Source organism: Pseudomonas sp. m6p (assembly GCF_055760375.1).
The window spans coordinates 6,385,385-6,401,739 of sequence record NZ_CM147084.1 but is presented as its reverse complement, the minus strand read 5'-3'; the positions used below and the strand labels follow the sequence as shown (position 1 = coordinate 6,401,739).

Below are 16,355 nucleotides of genomic sequence, written 5' to 3'. Positions count from 1 at the left end.
CCATGCAAACTCGTGACGACATTTTCAACACCCTGCGCGATGCCTTGGTCGAGCTGTTCGAACTGGATCCGGGGCGCATCAGCCTGGAGTCCAACCTGTATCAGGATCTGGAGATCGACAGCATCGACGCGGTCGATCTGATCGATCACATCAAACGCCAGACCGGCAAGAAAATCGCCGCCGAAGAATTCAAGTCGGTGCGCACCGTCGGCGACGTGGTCGAGGCGGTCTACCGTCTGGTTCAACCGGCCGCATGAGCCGATTGATCGGCCTCGGCCTGCTGCTGGCGGGGCTGCTGTACCCCTTTGCGGTGTATTTCGGCATGGAGCACTTCGCCCCGTGGCAGTTCGGGCTGCTGCTGGGTAGCCTGTGGCTGGCGCGCGCCCTGACTGGCGAGCGCAAGCCAGGCAGTCTGTGGATGGCCTGCGTGGCGATCGTGTTCTGCCTGCTGCTGGCGCTGTTTGACAGTCCGCTGTTGCTGCGCTGGTACCCGGTGCTGATCAGCGGCTTCATGCTGGTGCTGTTCAGCCTGAGTCTGAAATGGGGCCCGCCGATGGTCGAGCGCCTGGCGCGACTGCGCGAGCCGCAACTGCCGCCCGAGGCGATCCGCTACACCCGTCAGGTCACCGTGGCCTGGAGCGTGTTTTTCTTCTGCAACGGTTTGTGCGCCGCGCTCCTGACCCTGTGGGCACCGCTGCATTGGTGGATGTTGTACACCGGCCTGATCTCCTACGGATTGATCGGCCTGATGTTTGCCATTGAATGGCTGATACGACAACGGGTAAGAGGCCGTAAATGAACTGGATAAAACTTGAGCAACTGTTGCTCAAGGCCCTGCCGGGACGAGCGATCACCGACACCCCGGCCCTCGACCATGCGCAACTGCGCGAGCAGGCGCTGCGCGTTGCCGCCGGCCTGCAGGCACGCGGCGTGCAGCACATGGCGGTGCATCTGGAGGATGCCGCCGACCTCGCCATCGCCCTGCTCGGGGCCTGGCGCGCCGGCGTCAGCGTCCTGTTGCCCGCGGACCTGCAAGCGCAGACCCGCCAGCGCTGGTCGAGCGAAGTCGATCTGTGGCTAAGCGATCACTCCGATGATTCACACCTGAGCGATCTGTTGCAGCCTGCCCTGCCCGGCGCCGAACTGGATCTCGACCAGTGCCGCCTGAGCCTGTGCACCTCCGGCTCCAGCGGTGAGCCCAAGCGCATCGACAAGACCCTGCGCCAACTGGCCAACGAGGTCGAAGCCCTGGAGCAGCTGTGGGGGGCGGATCTGGGTGAAGCCTGGATCATCGGCAGTGTCGCCACTCAGCACATCTACGGCTTGTTGTTCCGCGTGCTGTGGCCGCTGTGCGCGGGACGGCCGTTCGTGCGCAGGCAACTGGCGTTCCCGGAAGATCTGCAACGCGCCAGCCGCGAGCATCCGGCCTTCGCCTGGGTCGGCAGCCCGGCGCTGCTCAAGCGCATGGGCGACAACCTCGACTGGCCGGCACTGAGTGCCGTGCGCCGGGTGTTTTCTTCCGGCGGCGCATTACCCGCAGACGCGGCGCAAAGCCTGCAGCAACGCTTGCAACAGTGGCCGACCGAAATCCTCGGCAGCTCGGAAACCGGCGGCATCGCCTGGCGCCAAGGCGCCAGCCTGTGGCAGCCCTTCGCCGGGGTTGAACTGAGCCAGGACAGCGACGGCGCCCTGCTGATCGCTTCCCCCTATTTGCCGGCGGGGCATGTCGAACACACCGCCGACGCTGCGTGCATCGCTGCCGACGGGCGTTTCGAACTGCTCGGGCGGCTGGACCGTATCGTCAAACTCGAAGAGAAGCGCATTTCCCTGCCGATGCTGGAACAGGCACTGGGCGCCCATGACTGGGTCGCCGAAGCACGGCTGGGCGTGGTTCAGGAAAACCGCGCAGTACTCGGCGCCTTGCTGGTGCTCAGCGACGCCGGCCTGTTTGCCTTGCGTGAACACGGCCGCCGCAGCCTGACCGAAGCCCTGCGCAAGCACCTGAGCCAGCATTGCGAAGCGCTGGCCTTGCCCCGGCGCTGGCGTCTGGTGCGGCAACTGCCGCTGAACAGCCAGGGCAAACTGCCCCAGGCCGACATCGAAGCACTGTTGCTGGCGCCACGGCCGAAAGCGCCAGAAGTGCTGGAGCAAGTCGAAACCGACAGCGAGTGGAGCCTGCAATTGAGTGTTCCACCGGATCTGGCCTACTTCAGCGGCCACTTCCCCAAAGCCCCGGTGCTGCCCGGCGTGGTGCAGGTCGAATGGGCACTGAACCTCGGCCGACAACTGCTGAACCTGCCCGGCAAATTTGCCGGCATGGAAGTGCTGAAATTCCAGCAACTGGTGCGCCCGGGCGATGAAGTCCAGCTGCATCTGCGTTTCGATCCCGAGCGCGGCAAGCTGTATTTCGCCTACCGCAATGACACCGCGACCTGCTCCAGCGGACGCATCCTGCTAGGAGCCGCCGATGCATAACCCTTGCGCCGTAATTCCGGTCTACAACCATGAAACCGCGATCGGCACCGTGGTCGACGCCCTGCTCGCCCAGGACCTGCCGTGCATTCTGGTGGACGACGCGAGCACCCCGTCGTGCGCGCGCGTGCTGGATGCGCTGGCCGAGCGTGATCAGGTGCATCTGGTGCGCCTGACCCTCAATCAGGGCAAGGGCGGCGCGGTGATGACCGGCCTGCGCGAAGCGGCGCGTCTGGGCTTCACCCATGCCCTGCAAGTGGACGCCGATGGCCAGCACGACCTGCACGACGTCGCGCGTTTCGTCGCGGAATCCCGCGCCCACCCGGACGCGATGATCTGCGGTTATCCGCTGTTCGACGAGAGCGTGCCCAAGGGCCGCTTGTACGCGCGTTATCTGACTCATGTGATGGTCTGGATCAACACGCTGTCGCTGCAGATCCGCGATTCGATGTGCGGCTTTCGCGTCTACCCGCTGACTCCGACGCTGGCGCTGATCGACTCGGCGCGGGTCGGCAAGCGCATGGATTTCGACTCCGACATCCTCGTGCGCCTGGCGTGGCGCAACCAGCCGATGCGCTGGCTACAGACCAGCGTGCATTACCCGCTGGACGGCGTCTCGCACTTCCGCCTGTTCCTCGACAACGCGCTGATTTCCAGCATGCATACCCGGTTGTTCTTCGGCATGCTGCTGCGCCTGCCCGTCATCCTCTGGCGACGGTGGCGCACATGAGCGTCGAAACCGACAAGAAGCACTGGGCCGACCGAGAAGAGCGCGGCAGCTTCCTGCTGATGAAATTCACCGCAGTCGCCGCTAAAGTGCTTGGCCGACGCCTGCTCAGTCCGCTGCTGTACGGCATCGTCCTGTACTTCTTCCTGTTCGGCCGTACCGCGCGCAACAGTGCCTGGCAATACCAGCAACGGCTGGCCGACTGGAGCAACCGCGCCGAATTGCGCCCGAGTTACTGGCGCGTGTTCCGCCAGTTCATGGCGTTCGCCGATTCGCTGCTCGACAAGCTCGACGTGTGGAACGGCAAGCTGCGCATCGAGCAAATCGAAATCATCGACCCGGCACTGCTGCGCAATCAGCTGCGCGGCAGTCGCGGGCAACTGCTGGTCGGCGCGCATCTGGGCAACCTCGAAGTGTGCCGCGCACTGGCCGAGATTGGCGAAAAGGTCACCATGAACGTGTTGGTACACACCAAGCACGCCGAACAGTTCAACCGCTTGCTGGGCGAGGCCGGCGCGACCAATCTGCGCCTGATTCAGGTCAGCGAACTGGACCCGGTGATCATGCTGCAACTGCACGAACGCCTGGAGCGCGGTGAATGGCTGGCGATTGCCGGCGACCGCGTGCCGTTGCACGGCGGGCGCAGCGTCAGCGTGGATTTTCTCGGCCACCCGGCAGCGTTTCCGCAAGGCCCGTGGTTGCTGGCCGGTTTGCTCAAATGCCCGGTCAACCTGCTGATGTGCCTGAAACAACCGGACGGTCACTATCGCCTGACCCTCGAACCGTTTGCCGACAGCGTGGTGTGGACGCGCCGCGAGCGCGAGCAGGTCATTCATCAGTGGGCCACCCGCTACGCGCAGCGCCTGAGTCACTATTGCCTCCAAGCCCCGCACCAATGGTTCAACTTTTACCCTTTCTGGAAGACCGATGACGACGCCAACCCATGAGCCGGTAACCTTCGGCGAACGCCCTTTGCGCATCGAAGACGTGCTGGCCCTGGCCAACCGTCAGGCGCCCGTGCAGTTGCAGAGCGACGCCGCTTACCGTGAGCGCATCGCCAAAGGCGCGCGGTTTCTCGATTCGCTGCTGGACAAGGAAGGCGTGATCTACGGCGTGACCACCGGTTACGGCGATTCCTGCGTGGTCGCGGTGCCGCTGCATCACGTCGAGGCACTGCCGCGTCATCTCTACACCTTCCACGGTTGCGGCCTCGGCAAACTGCTCGACCCGCAAGCCACCCGCGCCGTGCTGGCGGCGCGCTTGCAGTCGCTGTGCCACGGCGTGTCCGGCGTGCGCATCGAACTGCTGGAGCGCCTGCACGCCTTCCTTGAGCACGACATCCTGCCGCTGATCCCCGAAGAAGGTTCGGTGGGTGCCAGCGGTGATCTGACACCGCTGTCCTACGTCGCCGCGACCCTGTCCGGCGAGCGCGAAGTGTGGTTCCGTGGCGAGCGTCGCCAGGCTGCCGACGTGCATCGTGAACTCGGCTGGACGCCGCTGGTGCTGCGCCCGAAAGAAGCGCTGGCGTTGATGAACGGCACTGCGGTGATGACCGGACTGGCCTGCCTGGCCTACGCCCGCGCCGACTATCTGCTGCAACTGGCCACGCGCATCACCGCGCTCAACGTGGTCGCGCTGCAAGGCAATCCGGAACACTTCGACGAGCGTCTGTTCGCCGCCAAGCCGCATCCGGGGCAGATGCAGGTCGCCGCGTGGCTGCGCAAGGATCTGGCGATCGACGCGCCGACCGCGCCGCTGCATCGCCTGCAGGATCGCTACTCGCTGCGCTGCGCCCCGCACGTGCTCGGGGTGCTGGCCGACAGCCTGAACTGGCTGCGCTCGTTCATCGAGACCGAACTCAACAGCGCCAACGACAACCCGATCATCGACGCCGAAGCCGAACGCGTGCTGCACGGCGGGCACTTCTACGGCGGGCACATCGCGTTCGCCATGGACAGCCTGAAAAATCTGGTGGCCAACGTCGCCGACCTGCTCGACCGGCAACTCGCGCTGCTGGTCGACGAGCGCTACAACCACGGTTTGCCGAGCAACCTGTCCGGCGCCCCGGCGGAGCGCGCCATGATCAACCACGGCTTCAAGGCCGTGCAGATCGGCACCAGTGCCTGGACCGCCGAAGCGCTGAAAAACACCATGCCGGCCAGCGTGTTCTCGCGCTCCACCGAGTGCCACAACCAGGACAAGGTGAGCATGGGCACCATCGCCGCCCGTGACGCGATCCGCGTGCTGGAGCTGACCGAACAGGTCGCCGCCGCCACGTTGCTCGCGGCCAATCAAGGCGTGTGGTTGCGCGGTCGTGATGAAGACGCGCGTGCGCTGCCACCTTCGCTGGCCGCCATGCACGAAGAGCTGGCCAAGGACTTCCCGCCGGTGATCGAAGACCGTGCACTCGAAGGCGAACTGCGCCTGTGCCTGCAACGCATCGCCGAGCAACACTGGAGGCTGCATGCGTAGCGCCGGAGTGCTGCACGCCGACACGGAAATCCTCGTGCCGTTTTTTGACGTCGACACTATGCACGTGGTCTGGCACGGGCATTACGTCAAATACCTGGAAGTGGCGCGCTGCGCGCTGCTCGACCAGATCGGCCACAACTACACGCAGATGTCCGAGTCCGGTTACGCGTGGCCGATCATCGACCTGCAAATGCGTTATGTGCGCGGCGCGGTGTTCGGCCAGCGCCTGAACGTGCGCGCCAGTCTGGTGGAGTGGGAGAACCGCTTGAAGATCAATTATCTGATCACCGACTTGCAGACCGGCGAACGCCTGACCCGCGCCAGCTCGGTGCAGGTGGCGGTCGAAATAAGCAGCCGCGAAATGCAACTGGCTTCCCCCAAAGTGTTCACCGATGCGGTGCAAAGGATGCTGCGATGAACCTGTTCTGCAAAGGCCTTGGCGCGCTGGCGCTGCTCGCCGTGTCGATGCTGGCAAACGCCTTCGACCTGCAACAGCTGAGCGAACAACTGGCGAAACCGGACGTTATCCACGGCCAGTTCATTCAGGAAAAACACCTGCGCGCCCTGCCTCAGCCGTTGCTCAGCAAGGGCAGCTTCGTGCTGGCGAAAAACCACGGTCTGCTCTGGCTGCTCAAGACCCCGCTGCAACAGGATTACCGCATCACCGCCAACGGCATCGCCCGTCGTGACGGCAACGCTTGGCAGTTGCTGCCGAACAAGAGCGCCGGGGCCGAACAGAACCGTTTGTTCCTCGCCGTGCTGCAAGGTGACAGCAGCGGCTTGCAGCGGGATTTCGAACTGGCCCTGAGCGGCGACGCACAGCAGTGGAAACTCACCCTGACCCCGCGTTCGGTGCTGCTCAAGCAAGTGTTCAATCAGATCAATATCAACGGTGGTGAGCTGGTACAGACCATCGAACTGCTGGAAACCCAGGGCGACAGCACCGTGCTGCGCATGCAGGACAGCATTGCAAACCAGCCGTTGAGCGAAGCGGAGCAACATGACTTTGCCGAGTGAACGCAGGCTGCCGTGGCTGTTCCTGATCCTGCTGCTGGCGGTTGTCGCGCTGGCCGGGTGGCAGTGGCGCGACGGTGCGCCGCTGTCGGCCAACCTCATGGAACTGGTGCCCGGGACCAACCCTGACGCCCTCGAACTGCGCGCCGAACAGCGCATGCAGGAGCCGCTCAATCGGGAAATGCTGGTGCTGGTCGGGCACGCCGATCGCCAGCAAGCGCTGGCCATGGCGCAAACCCTCGGCGAGCAATGGCAAGCCAGCGGTCTGTTCGAAAAGGTCCAGTGGAATCTGCAGGCAGACCTCCCGGCGCTGCGCACGCAACTGCTGCAAGGGCGGCTGGCGATGCTCTCGGCGGATGACCGGCAACTGCTGACCGAGCATCCCGATGCGTTCATTCAGCAACGGGTGCAGGCGCTGTTCGACCCGTTCAACGGTTTCACCTTGGTACCGAGCCAGGACGACTGGCTGGGCCTGACCGGGCGCATCCAGAACAGCCAGCCGAAACACGGTGCGGTGCAACTGGACATCGGCAGCGGCGCACTGGTCGCCGATGCGGACGGAAAAAGCTGGGTGCTGCTGCGCGCGCGCACCACCGGCAATGCCTTCGACATGAACCTGCCGCTGAAAGTCGCCGATCTGTTGCAGCACAGTCGCGAGCAAGCGGCGAAATCCGATGTACAACTGTTGGCCGCCAGCGGTCTGCTGTACGCCGCCAACGGTCAGCAGCAAGCCACCCGCGAAATGACCTGGGTCGGCGGCGGCGCCACCCTCGGTATTCTGCTGTTGCTGCTGTTGGCGTTTCGTCGCTGGCGGGTGCTGATGGCGTTCGTGCCGGTGCTGGTGGGCATGCTGTTCGGCGCGGTGGCCTGCGTCGCGGTGTTCGGCCACATGCATGTGATGACGCTGGTGCTCGGCTCCAGCCTGATCGGCGTGGCGGTGGATTACCCGCTGCACTATCTGTCGAAAAGCTGGAGCCTCAAGCCGTGGCGCAGTTGGCCGGCGCTGCGCCTGACCCTGTCCGGGCTGACGCTGAGCCTGATCACCAGCGCCATCGGTTATCTGGCGCTGGCCTGGACGCCCTTTCCGGCGTTGACGCAAATCGCGGTGTTCTCCGCTGCCGGCTTGCTCGGCGCGTATCTGTCGGCGGTGTGCCTGCTGCCGGCCCTGCTGAAAAACGTTGAGCTGCAACCGGCGCAATGGCCGCTGCGCCTGGCCGAGCGCTTGGTGCAACTGCGCGAAAACCTGCTCGAACACGTACGCACCCCGGTGCTGCTGGCGCTGCTGATCGCCTTCTGCGCTGGCGGTCTGGTGCAGCTGCAAAGCAAAAACGACATTCGCCAATGGGTCGGCGCGCCACAACGCCTGACCGATGAGGCGCAGACCATCGCACGCATCACCGGCTATCAGCCGACCAGCCAGTTCTTTCTGGTGCGCGGGGCCAATCAGCAGGAGTTGCTGGAGCGTCAGGCCGCGCTGAGCGAACGCCTGCAGCAACTGGTCAACCTCGACAAACTGCAAGGCTATCTGGCCCTCGATCAGTTGCTCAGTCCGCCGAGCCAGCAACAGCAGGTTCGCGAAGCGCTGAGCAAACTGCCGCAACACTGGCAGCCATTGCTCGACCTCGGCGTGCCGCTCGCGGCGTTGCAAACCGAGTTGCAGCAGTTGCAGAGTCTGCCTGCCGAAGACATCGACGCGGCACTGGCCGGGCCGTTGGGCGAACCCTACCGCACGCTGTGGCTCGGCCCGACCGCTGACGGCGTAGCGGCGATGACCAGCCTGCAGGGCCTGAACAATCCGTCCCTGCTGCGGGTGCAGGCGCTGGACTTGCCGGGGGTGATGCTGGTCGATCGGCTCGGTGAATTGAACAACGTGTTTGCCGCGACCCAGATCAGCGCCGCCGAACTGAAGCTCGCCTCCTGCGTATTGATTGTGCTGGTGCTGATCGTGCCGTTCGGCTTCGGCGGCGCGTTGCGCATCGTCGCCCTGCCGCTGCTGGCGGCGCTGTGCAGCCTGGCCAGCCTCGGATGGCTCGGCCAGCCGCTGACCCTGTTCAGCCTGTTCGGCCTGCTGCTGGTGACGGCGATCAGCGTCGATTACGCGATCCTGATGCGTGAACAGGTTGGCGGTGCGGCGGTGAGTCTGCTGGGCACCCTGCTGGCGGCGCTGACGACCTGGTTGTCGTTCGGTTTGCTGGCAGTGTCGAGCACGCCGGCGGTGAGCAACTTCGGCCTGGCGGTAAGCCTCGGGCTGGCCTTCAGCTTCATTCTCGCGCCATGGGCCGGACGTCACGCCCACAGCACCAGCGTCGCGGAGCCGGCAGCGTGATGGTCGTCGGCTTCTGGTTCATGGCCCTGGCGCTGTTCGCCGTGGCGACCCGTATCGGTCGGCACTTCGGCCTGATTCCGATCGTCAGCCAGTTGCTGCTGGCCAGCTTCGGTTTGCCGCTGTTGATGTACTTCTGGATTGAGCCGACCTGGCAACTCAACGGCGCCGAACTGATTGCACCAGGGTGGCTGAAAGACCTCTACAGCCTGAGTTTCGCTCTGCTGCTCGGGCACATTCTCAGTGATGTGATCGACCTGCGTCTGGATCGCCAGAGCGTGAAAATCGCCGTGCCGAGTTTTGCCGTGCCATTTGCCTCCGGTCTGGCGGCCGCCGCTTGGTTGCTGCCAGCGCAACCGTGGCTGAACTCGCTGGCGATCGGTCTGGTGTTCGCGATCACGGCGATCCCGGTGCTGTACCTGTACCTGCGCCACATCGACTACCCGCCCGCCGCCACCCGGCGTCTGGTGCAGACCGCAATCCTCATCGACCTGACCTGCTGGACGCTGTTCGGCCTCGCTCAAGGCAGCCTGCATCTGAGCAGTCTGTTGCTGCCGCTGGGACTGGCCTGCGTGCCGCTGCTGTTGCATCTGTTGCGCGTGCGCCGACCGCTGACCTACAGCCTCGGCTTCTTTGCGCTGCTGGTGTTGGCCGAGCACTACAAACTCAACGCGCTGATTTTCGGCATCGGTTATCTGCTGTGCATGGCCTTGCTGAAAGTGCCGTTGGTGCTGCCATTGCCGGCGCGGTGGATGAGCCGCTTGCAGACGTGGATCGCGATCCCGCTGATCCTCACCTTCGGCATCGTGCAGATCGACGTGCACAGCGCCCTGGCCAGCCTTGGCGCGGTGCAATGGGCGGCGCTGCTGCTGTTGCCGATTGCCAGTAAACTGCTCGGCAACTGGCTCGGGCTGGGCTGGGCCGGTGCATCGTTCGAAGGCGCCAGCCGCTGGCGTGAAAGCGTGTTGCTGAATATTCGCGGCCTGAGCGAAATCGTCTTTCTCAACCTGCTGCTGCAACAACAGCTCATCAGTCCGGCGCTGTACTTCGCGCTGATGCTGATGGGCCTGATCGCGACGCTGTTGCCGGCCCTGATCGGCCTGCACCGCGCGCCTACGAAAACCAGCGCCACTGCGCCCGGGAGCTCACGTGCCAATCGTTGAAATGGAATCCCGTCAGGTCGTGATCATTGGCGCGGGCCCCTCCGGGGCCATCGCCGCCGCGTTGCTCAAGCGCCAGGGCCACGATGTGCTGGTGATCGAGCGCCAGCATTTCCCGAGGTTTTCCATCGGCGAAAGCCTGCTCAGCCATTGCCTGGATTTCGTCGAAGAGGCCGGCATGCTCGATACAGTCAATGCCGCCGGTTTCCAGCGCAAGACCGGTGCCGCCTTCGCCTGGGGCGAGCGCTACAGCGCCTTCGATTTCAGCGACACCTTCACCGCAGGCAAGCCGACCACGTTCCAGGTGCAGCGCGCCGATTTCGACAAGCTGCTGGCTGATCAGGCTGAATTGCAGGGTGCCGAATTCCGTTACGGCGATGCCATCGTCCGCGTCGATTTCGACCGGGCCAAACCGCAGCTTGACGTGCTGCGCGAAGACGGCAGCGAGTACCGCATCGAAGCGGACTTTGTGCTCGACGCCAGCGGTTACGGGCGCGTGCTGTCGCGTTTGCTTGATCTGGAAGCGCCGTCGAATTTCCCGGTGCGCCAGGCAGTATTCACCCACGTTGAAGATCACATCGATAACCCGGCCTTCGACCGCGAGAAGATCCTCGTCACCACCCACCCCGAGCACCGCGACATCTGGTTCTGGACGATCCCGTTCAGCAACGGGCGCTGCTCGGTGGGCGTGGTGGCTGCTGCCGAGCACTTCAAGGGGCGCGACAGCGATCTGGATGCCTGCCTGCGCGGTTTCATCGGCGAAACGCCGAGCCTCGCCGCTGTATTGAACAACGCGGTGTGGGACACCCCGGCGCGTACCCTCGGCGGTTATGCGGCCAATGTGAAAACCCTGCACGGTCCGGGCTTCGCCCTGCTTGGCAACGCGGCGGAATTTCTCGACCCGGTGTTCTCCTCCGGCGTGACCATCGCCATGCGTTCGGCGAGCATGGCCGCCGCTGTCCTGCACCGGCAGTTGCAGGGGGAAATCGTCGATTGGCAGCGCGAGTTCGCCGAGCCGCTCAAACGTGGCGTCGACACCTTCCGCTGCTACGTCGAGGGCTGGTATGCCGGCACCTTTCAGGACGTGATTTTTTATCAAGACAGTCAGGCGGACATTCGCCGAATGATCTGCTCGATCCTCGCCGGCTACGCCTGGGATGAACGCAATCCGTTCGTCAGCGAAGCACGCCGCCGACTGAAGATGATTTCCGAACTCTGTGCAAAGGACGCCCCATGAATTACTTGAGCGACAGCTACGTCGAGGAAACCCGCTTCGGTTTCTGGTTCCTGCGCAGCCACACCTGGCAGCACCATGTGCTGCGCGTGGCGATCAACGATTTACGCGGATTGTTCAGCGATTCGCTGCCGGCCAATCCGGTGCTGCTGGACGCTGGTTGCGGTCAGGGCAAATCGTTCCGCCACCTGCACCAGACCTTCGCCCCACAGCATCTGATCGGCGTCGACGCCGACCCGCACAGCCTGCAATTGAGCGCCGAAGAAGCGGCGCGGCAGGGCTTCGACGTCGAGCTGATCGGCAGCGACTGCGCGACGCTCAATGTGGCCGATGCCAGTGTTGACCTGCTGTTCTGCCACCAGACCTTTCATCATCTGGTCGAGCAGGAAAAAGCCCTCGCCGAGTTCTACCGCGTGCTCAAACCGGGTGGTTATCTGCTGTTCGCCGAGTCCACCGAGGCATACATTGATACTTGGGTGATCCGCTGGCTGTTCCGCCATCCGATGCAGGTGCAAAAGAGCGCGGCGCAGTACCTGGAGATGATTCGCCAGCAGGGTTTCGAGTTTGGCGAGCGCAATGTTTCGTACCCGTATTTGTGGTGGAGCCGGTCGAAGGATTTCGGACTGCTGGAACGGTTCGGATTGCGCCGGCCGAAGCCGTTTGGCGAGCGTGAGGAAACGTTGGTGAACGTTGTCGCCCGCAAGCCATTGCAGGAATCCATCTGATGTACCACTTTCGATCAGCACAGCTAAACCCCTGTGGGAGCTGGCTTGCCAGCGATAGCGGTGTGTCAGTTAACCAAAATGCTGGATGTGCCGCCGCCATCGCTGGCAAGCCAGCTCCCACAAGGTTTGCGGTATGGCTGATTTTGGTGGCATTTGCTTTGCTGAGTGGTTGCGCCAGCCAGGCCCCGCTGCCCGCGAGCGACCCGACGCTGCCGTTACCGCTGCAACTGCACATCGAGCGCCAACAGGCCGATCAGCGTCAGGACTGGCTGTTGGTGATCCAGCGCGAAGGCCCCGGCATCCGCTGGTCGATGATGGATCCGCTGGGCATTCCCCAGGCCCGTCAGCAACTGATCGACGGGCGCTGGCAGGCCGACGGGCTGCTGCCGCCCAATCCCGAAGCCCGGGAGCTGTTTGCCGCGCTGCTGTTCGCCCTGACCCCGTCCGGCGAACTGGCGCGCACTTACCCCACCGCGCAGCAGCAGGGCGAGCAACGCACGCTGGCGCCGCGCTGGACGATCCGTTATGCACAACCGTTGAGTTTCCAATTGAATCTGCCCCAAGGCCCGCACTATCGGGTTTCTCCTCTCGGTGAGCCGACGCCATGACTGCCTACCTCAATGCCCTCGGCGTGATCTGCGCGCTGGGCCGCGACAAGCAACAGGTCGCGCAGAACCTGTTTGCCGGTGACTGCTCGGGCATGCGCCGCGAGTCCGGCTGGGTTGCCGAGCGTGAATTGCCCGTGGCGGCGGTGCATGGTGAGCTGGCGCCTGTTCCGGCCGAACTGACCGACCAGCGCAGCCGCAACAATCAACTGCTGCTGGAAGCCGCGCTGCAGATTCGCGAGGACATCGACCGGGCCATCCAGACGTATGGTCGCGAGCGCATCGGCGTGGTGCTCGGCACCAGCACCTCGGGGATCGACGAGGCCAGCCGCGGGCTGGCGCACTACCTTCGCGAGCAGCAGTTCCCTACCGAGTACGACTATCGGCAACAGGAACTCGGCGCGCCGGCGAACTTTCTCGCCGATTGGCTGCAGCTCAGCGGCCCGGCCTACGTGATTTCCACCGCCTGCACGTCCAGTGCGCGGGCGTTGATGAGCGCACAGCGCCTGCTTGATCTGGGCCTGTGCGACGCGGTGCTGTGCGGCGGGGTCGACAGCCTGTGCAAACTGACGCTCAACGGTTTCAGCGCACTGGAAGCGGTGTCCGACCAGCGCTGCAATCCGTTCTCGGCCAACCGTAACGGCATCAACATCGGCGAAGCGGCGGTGCTGTTTCTGATGAGCCAGCAGCGCAGCGACGGCCCGGCCATTGCCCTGCTCGGCAGCGGCGCCAGCTCCGACGCGCACCATATTTCCGCGCCGGAACCGAGCGGTCGCGGCGCCCTGCAAGCCATGCAGAAAGCCTTGAGCCGCGCACAGTTGCAAGCGGCGCACATCAGCTACCTGAACCTGCATGGCACCGCGACCCAGCACAACGATGCGATGGAAAGTCTGGCAGTCGCCACGCTGTTTCCCGACGGCGTGGCCTGCTCGTCGACCAAGCCGATGACCGGTCACACCCTCGGCGCGGCCGGTGCGCTGGAAGCAGCGTTCTGCTGGCTGAGCCTGAGCGCCGACAACCCGCAACAAGCCTTGCCGCCCCACGTCTGGGACGCCCAGCCCGACCCCGACTTGCCGGCGCTGAAGTGGGTGACCGCGAGCGAACGCCTGTCGTCCATTGCACCCCGCTACCTGATGAGCAATTCGTTTGCCTTCGGCGGCAACAACGTCAGCCTGATTATCGGAGACGCTCCATGAATGACTGGCCGCTCGCCGAACTGCTGCCCCACGCTGGCGACATGATCCTGATCGACCGCATCCTCAGCTTCGACGAAGAGCAGATCCACACCCGCCTCACCGTCAAGCCCGACGGTTTGTTCAACCTGCCAGACGGCAGCCTGCCGGCGTGGGTCGGCATCGAGTTGATGGCGCAAAGCGTAGCCGCCTTCGCCGGTTGCCACGCACGGCAGAAGGGCAACCCGGTCGCGCTGGGTTTCCTCCTCGGGACACGTAAATTCGAGTGCAACGTCGAGGCGTTTCCGGCCGGCAGCGAACTGACCATCCACGGCATTCGTTCGCTGGAAGACGACAACGGCATGGGTGTTTTCGAATGCCATATCAACGCCCCCGGCATTGAGGCCAGCGCACGTTTGAACGTGTTCCGCCCGCCGCAGCCCAGCCAATATCTTGAACAAACCAGGGAGTCGAACGATGACTGAATCCGTACTGGTCACCGGCTCCAGCCGTGGTATCGGCCGCGCCATTGCCTTGCGTCTGGCACAGGCCGGGCACGACATCGTCCTGCATTGCCGCAGCGGCGTTGCCGAAGCGCAAGCGGTACAGGCCGAGATCGAAGCGCTGGGCCGTCACGCGCGCATCCTGCAATTCGACGTCGCCGACCGCGAAGCCTGCAAAACCATCCTTGAAGCTGACGTCGAAACCCACGGTGCTTATTACGGCGTGGTGCTTAACGCCGGCCTGACCCGCGATGGCGCTTTTCCGGCGTTGAGCGATGACGATTGGGACGTGGTGCTGCGCACCAACCTCGACGGTTTCTACAACGTCCTGCACCCGGTGATGATGCCGATGATCCGTCGTCGCGCCGCCGGTCGGATCGTCTGCATCACCTCCGTGTCGGGTTTGATCGGCAACCGGGGCCAGGTCAACTACAGCGCCTCCAAGGCCGGGGTGATCGGCGCTGCGAAGGCGTTGGCGATCGAACTGGGCAAGCGCAAAATCACCGTTAACTGCGTCGCACCGGGCCTGATCGACACAGCGATGCTGGATGAAAACGTGCCGGTGGAAGAGCTGATGAAAATGATCCCCGCACAACGCATGGGCACCCCGGAAGAGGTCGCTGCTGCGGTGAATTTCCTGATGTCGGCGGAAGCTTCGTACATCACCCGCCAGGTCCTGGCGGTCAACGGAGGCTTGTGCTGATGAAGCGCGTCGTCGTCACCGGCATGGCCGGCATCACCTCGCTGGGCAGCGACTGGCAGACCATCTCCGGCAACTTCGCGGCCAACCGCAGCGGCATTCGCCGCATGCACGAGTGGGACCGCTTCAGCGAACTCAACACCCGTCTGGCCGGGCCGATCGATGATTTTCTCGTCCCGGCGCACTGGACCCGCAAGCAACTGCGCAGCATGGGCCGGGTGTCACGGCTGGCGGTGGGTGCGGCGGAGCAGGCGCTGGCTGACGCCGGCCTGCTCGGTGACGAATCGATCAAGGACGGGCGCATGGGTGTGGCGTGTGGTTCGTCCACCGGCAGCACCGACGAGATCAAGGCCTTCGGCAACATGCTGCTGAACTCGGTCGCCGAGGGGCTCAACGCCAACTCCTACGTGCGGATGATGCCGCACACCACCGCGGCCAATATCAGCATTTTCTTCGGCCTCACCGGACGCCTGATCCCGACGTCCAGCGCCTGCACCAGCGGCAGTCAGGGCATTGGCTACGCGTATGAAGCGATCAAGTTCGGACGGCTGCCGCTGATGCTCGCCGGCGGTGCCGAAGAGCTGTGCCCGACCGAAGCCATGGTCTTCGACGCGCTGTACGCCACCAGCCTGAAAAACGACGCGCCACAGACCAGCCCACGTCCATACGACAAGGGCCGCGACGGTCTGATGATCGGCGAAGGCGGCGGCATGCTGGTGCTCGAAGAGCTGGAGCATGCGCTGGCTCGCGGTGCGCGGATCCACGCCGAGATCGTCGGTTTCGGCAGCAACGCCGACGGCCAGCACACCACTCGCCCCGAGCAGATCACCATGCGCCGGGCCATGGAACTGGCGCTGGAAGACGCCGGGCTGACGCCGGATGCCATCGGTTACGTCAATGGACACGGCACGGCTACAGAACAGGGCGACATTGCCGAAACACTGGCAACCAGCAGTCTGTTCGGCGAACACATGCCGATCAGCTCGCAGAAGAGTTTCCTCGGCCACACGCTGGGGGCCTGCGGCGCGCTGGAGTCGTGGTTCAGCATCGAAATGCTCAATCGCGACCTGTATGTGCACACGCTCAACCTCGACGAAGTCGATCCGCACTGCGGCAAGCTCGATTACCTGCGCGGCGAATTCCGCCAGATGCATCACGACTACGTGATGAACAACAATTTCGCTTTTGGTGGCGTCAACACCTCGTTGATTTTCCGCCGCTGGCACTGACCGCAACACGTTTGGAGTG

Annotated in this window: 17 protein-coding genes; all 17 read left to right on the top strand. The window is 64.1% G+C overall.

Going from position 1 to position 16,355, the window contains the following annotated elements:
* Positions 1-2 precede the first annotated feature (2 nt).
* From ACYZUM_RS29240 to ACYZUM_RS29160, 17 genes are read left to right on the top strand one after another with little or no spacing between them, the layout of a single operon-like run.
* Positions 3-257, top strand: a complete 255-nt coding sequence (locus ACYZUM_RS29240; protein WP_041074867.1) for an acyl carrier protein — start codon at positions 3-5, stop codon at positions 255-257.
* Positions 254-799, top strand: coding sequence for a COG4648 family protein (locus tag ACYZUM_RS29235; RefSeq protein ID WP_086793854.1), 546 nt, complete (start codon positions 254-256; stop codon positions 797-799). The genes ACYZUM_RS29240 and ACYZUM_RS29235 overlap by 4 nt, the downstream gene beginning before the upstream one ends.
* The gene (locus ACYZUM_RS29230) at positions 796-2,475 is read left to right on the top strand and encodes an acyl-CoA synthetase family protein (RefSeq protein WP_108181465.1); all 1,680 of its coding nucleotides are present in this window, start codon (positions 796-798) and stop codon (positions 2,473-2,475) included. Before ACYZUM_RS29235 ends, ACYZUM_RS29230 begins: the two co-directional genes overlap by 4 nt.
* The gene (locus ACYZUM_RS29225) at positions 2,468-3,202 is read left to right on the top strand and encodes a glycosyltransferase family 2 protein (RefSeq protein ID WP_108181464.1); all 735 of its coding nucleotides are present in this window, start codon (positions 2,468-2,470) and stop codon (positions 3,200-3,202) included. The genes ACYZUM_RS29230 and ACYZUM_RS29225 overlap by 8 nt, the downstream gene beginning before the upstream one ends.
* Positions 3,199-4,146 (top strand): LpxL/LpxP family acyltransferase, encoded by a 948-nt coding sequence (locus ACYZUM_RS29220; protein WP_108181463.1) that lies wholly within the window; start codon positions 3,199-3,201, stop codon positions 4,144-4,146. The genes ACYZUM_RS29225 and ACYZUM_RS29220 overlap by 4 nt, the downstream gene beginning before the upstream one ends.
* Positions 4,127-5,671, top strand: a complete 1,545-nt coding sequence (locus ACYZUM_RS29215) for an HAL/PAL/TAL family ammonia-lyase (protein WP_108181462.1) — start codon at positions 4,127-4,129, stop codon at positions 5,669-5,671. The genes ACYZUM_RS29220 and ACYZUM_RS29215 overlap by 20 nt, the downstream gene beginning before the upstream one ends.
* Positions 5,664-6,089 carry an acyl-CoA thioesterase gene (locus ACYZUM_RS29210; RefSeq protein ID WP_108181461.1) on the top strand — a complete coding sequence of 142 codons (426 nt, stop codon included), beginning with the start codon at positions 5,664-5,666 and terminating at the stop codon, positions 6,087-6,089. The genes ACYZUM_RS29215 and ACYZUM_RS29210 overlap by 8 nt, the downstream gene beginning before the upstream one ends.
* Positions 6,086-6,688 carry an outer membrane lipoprotein carrier protein LolA gene (locus ACYZUM_RS29205; protein WP_108181460.1) on the top strand — a complete coding sequence of 201 codons (603 nt, stop codon included), beginning with the start codon at positions 6,086-6,088 and terminating at the stop codon, positions 6,686-6,688. Before ACYZUM_RS29210 ends, ACYZUM_RS29205 begins: the two co-directional genes overlap by 4 nt.
* Positions 6,672-9,011 carry an MMPL family transporter gene (locus ACYZUM_RS29200; RefSeq protein ID WP_108181459.1) on the top strand — a complete coding sequence of 780 codons (2,340 nt, stop codon included), beginning with the start codon at positions 6,672-6,674 and terminating at the stop codon, positions 9,009-9,011. The genes ACYZUM_RS29205 and ACYZUM_RS29200 overlap by 17 nt, the downstream gene beginning before the upstream one ends.
* Entirely contained in the window at positions 9,008-10,171 is a 1,164-nt protein-coding gene (locus tag ACYZUM_RS29195; RefSeq protein WP_108181458.1) for a sodium:proton antiporter, read from the top strand. Before ACYZUM_RS29200 ends, ACYZUM_RS29195 begins: the two co-directional genes overlap by 4 nt.
* Positions 10,158-11,405 (top strand): NAD(P)/FAD-dependent oxidoreductase, encoded by a 1,248-nt coding sequence (locus ACYZUM_RS29190; protein WP_108181457.1) that lies wholly within the window; start codon positions 10,158-10,160, stop codon positions 11,403-11,405. The genes ACYZUM_RS29195 and ACYZUM_RS29190 overlap by 14 nt, the downstream gene beginning before the upstream one ends.
* On the top strand, positions 11,402-12,127 hold the full coding sequence (locus tag ACYZUM_RS29185) for a class I SAM-dependent methyltransferase (RefSeq protein ID WP_041074885.1): 726 nt from the start codon (positions 11,402-11,404) through the stop codon (positions 12,125-12,127). The genes ACYZUM_RS29190 and ACYZUM_RS29185 overlap by 4 nt, the downstream gene beginning before the upstream one ends.
* Positions 12,127-12,735, top strand: a complete 609-nt coding sequence (locus ACYZUM_RS29180; protein WP_183082828.1) for a hypothetical protein — start codon at positions 12,127-12,129, stop codon at positions 12,733-12,735. The genes ACYZUM_RS29185 and ACYZUM_RS29180 overlap by 1 nt, the downstream gene beginning before the upstream one ends.
* Complete coding sequence (locus tag ACYZUM_RS29175; RefSeq protein WP_108181456.1) at positions 12,732-13,928, top strand: beta-ketoacyl-[acyl-carrier-protein] synthase family protein; 1,197 nt, start codon at positions 12,732-12,734, stop codon at positions 13,926-13,928. Before ACYZUM_RS29180 ends, ACYZUM_RS29175 begins: the two co-directional genes overlap by 4 nt.
* The gene (locus ACYZUM_RS29170; RefSeq protein ID WP_041074889.1) at positions 13,925-14,389 is read left to right on the top strand and encodes a hotdog family protein; all 465 of its coding nucleotides are present in this window, start codon (positions 13,925-13,927) and stop codon (positions 14,387-14,389) included. The genes ACYZUM_RS29175 and ACYZUM_RS29170 overlap by 4 nt, the downstream gene beginning before the upstream one ends.
* Entirely contained in the window at positions 14,382-15,110 is a 729-nt protein-coding gene (gene fabG, locus ACYZUM_RS29165) for a 3-oxoacyl-ACP reductase FabG (protein ID WP_108181455.1), read from the top strand. Before ACYZUM_RS29170 ends, fabG begins: the two co-directional genes overlap by 8 nt.
* A complete protein-coding gene (locus tag ACYZUM_RS29160; RefSeq protein WP_473061217.1) occupies positions 15,110-16,336 on the top strand; it encodes a beta-ketoacyl-ACP synthase in 1,227 nt (408 codons plus the stop codon). Before fabG ends, ACYZUM_RS29160 begins: the two co-directional genes overlap by 1 nt.
* Positions 16,337-16,355 lie beyond the last annotated feature (19 nt).

Excerpts from the sequence above, each read along its gene's own strand:
- ACYZUM_RS29240 (WP_041074867.1), top strand. The coding sequence starts at position 3 with ATGCAAACTCGTGACGACATTTTCAACACCCTGCGCGATGCCTTGGTC.
- ACYZUM_RS29235 (WP_086793854.1), top strand. The coding sequence starts at position 254 with ATGAGCCGATTGATCGGCCTCGGCCTGCTGCTGGCGGGGCTGCTGTAC.
- ACYZUM_RS29230 (WP_108181465.1), top strand. The coding sequence starts at position 796 with ATGAACTGGATAAAACTTGAGCAACTGTTGCTCAAGGCCCTGCCGGGA.
- ACYZUM_RS29225 (WP_108181464.1), top strand. The coding sequence starts at position 2,468 with ATGCATAACCCTTGCGCCGTAATTCCGGTCTACAACCATGAAACCGCG.
- ACYZUM_RS29220 (WP_108181463.1), top strand. The coding sequence starts at position 3,199 with ATGAGCGTCGAAACCGACAAGAAGCACTGGGCCGACCGAGAAGAGCGC.
- ACYZUM_RS29215 (WP_108181462.1), top strand. The coding sequence starts at position 4,127 with ATGACGACGCCAACCCATGAGCCGGTAACCTTCGGCGAACGCCCTTTG.
- ACYZUM_RS29210 (WP_108181461.1), top strand. The coding sequence starts at position 5,664 with ATGCGTAGCGCCGGAGTGCTGCACGCCGACACGGAAATCCTCGTGCCG.
- ACYZUM_RS29205 (WP_108181460.1), top strand. The coding sequence starts at position 6,086 with ATGAACCTGTTCTGCAAAGGCCTTGGCGCGCTGGCGCTGCTCGCCGTG.
- ACYZUM_RS29200 (WP_108181459.1), top strand. The coding sequence starts at position 6,672 with ATGACTTTGCCGAGTGAACGCAGGCTGCCGTGGCTGTTCCTGATCCTG.
- ACYZUM_RS29185 (WP_041074885.1), top strand. The coding sequence starts at position 11,402 with ATGAATTACTTGAGCGACAGCTACGTCGAGGAAACCCGCTTCGGTTTC.
- ACYZUM_RS29180 (WP_183082828.1), top strand. The coding sequence starts at position 12,127 with ATGTACCACTTTCGATCAGCACAGCTAAACCCCTGTGGGAGCTGGCTT.
- ACYZUM_RS29175 (WP_108181456.1), top strand. The coding sequence starts at position 12,732 with ATGACTGCCTACCTCAATGCCCTCGGCGTGATCTGCGCGCTGGGCCGC.
- ACYZUM_RS29170 (WP_041074889.1), top strand. The coding sequence starts at position 13,925 with ATGAATGACTGGCCGCTCGCCGAACTGCTGCCCCACGCTGGCGACATG.
- fabG (WP_108181455.1), top strand. The coding sequence starts at position 14,382 with ATGACTGAATCCGTACTGGTCACCGGCTCCAGCCGTGGTATCGGCCGC.
- ACYZUM_RS29160 (WP_473061217.1), top strand. The coding sequence starts at position 15,110 with ATGAAGCGCGTCGTCGTCACCGGCATGGCCGGCATCACCTCGCTGGGC.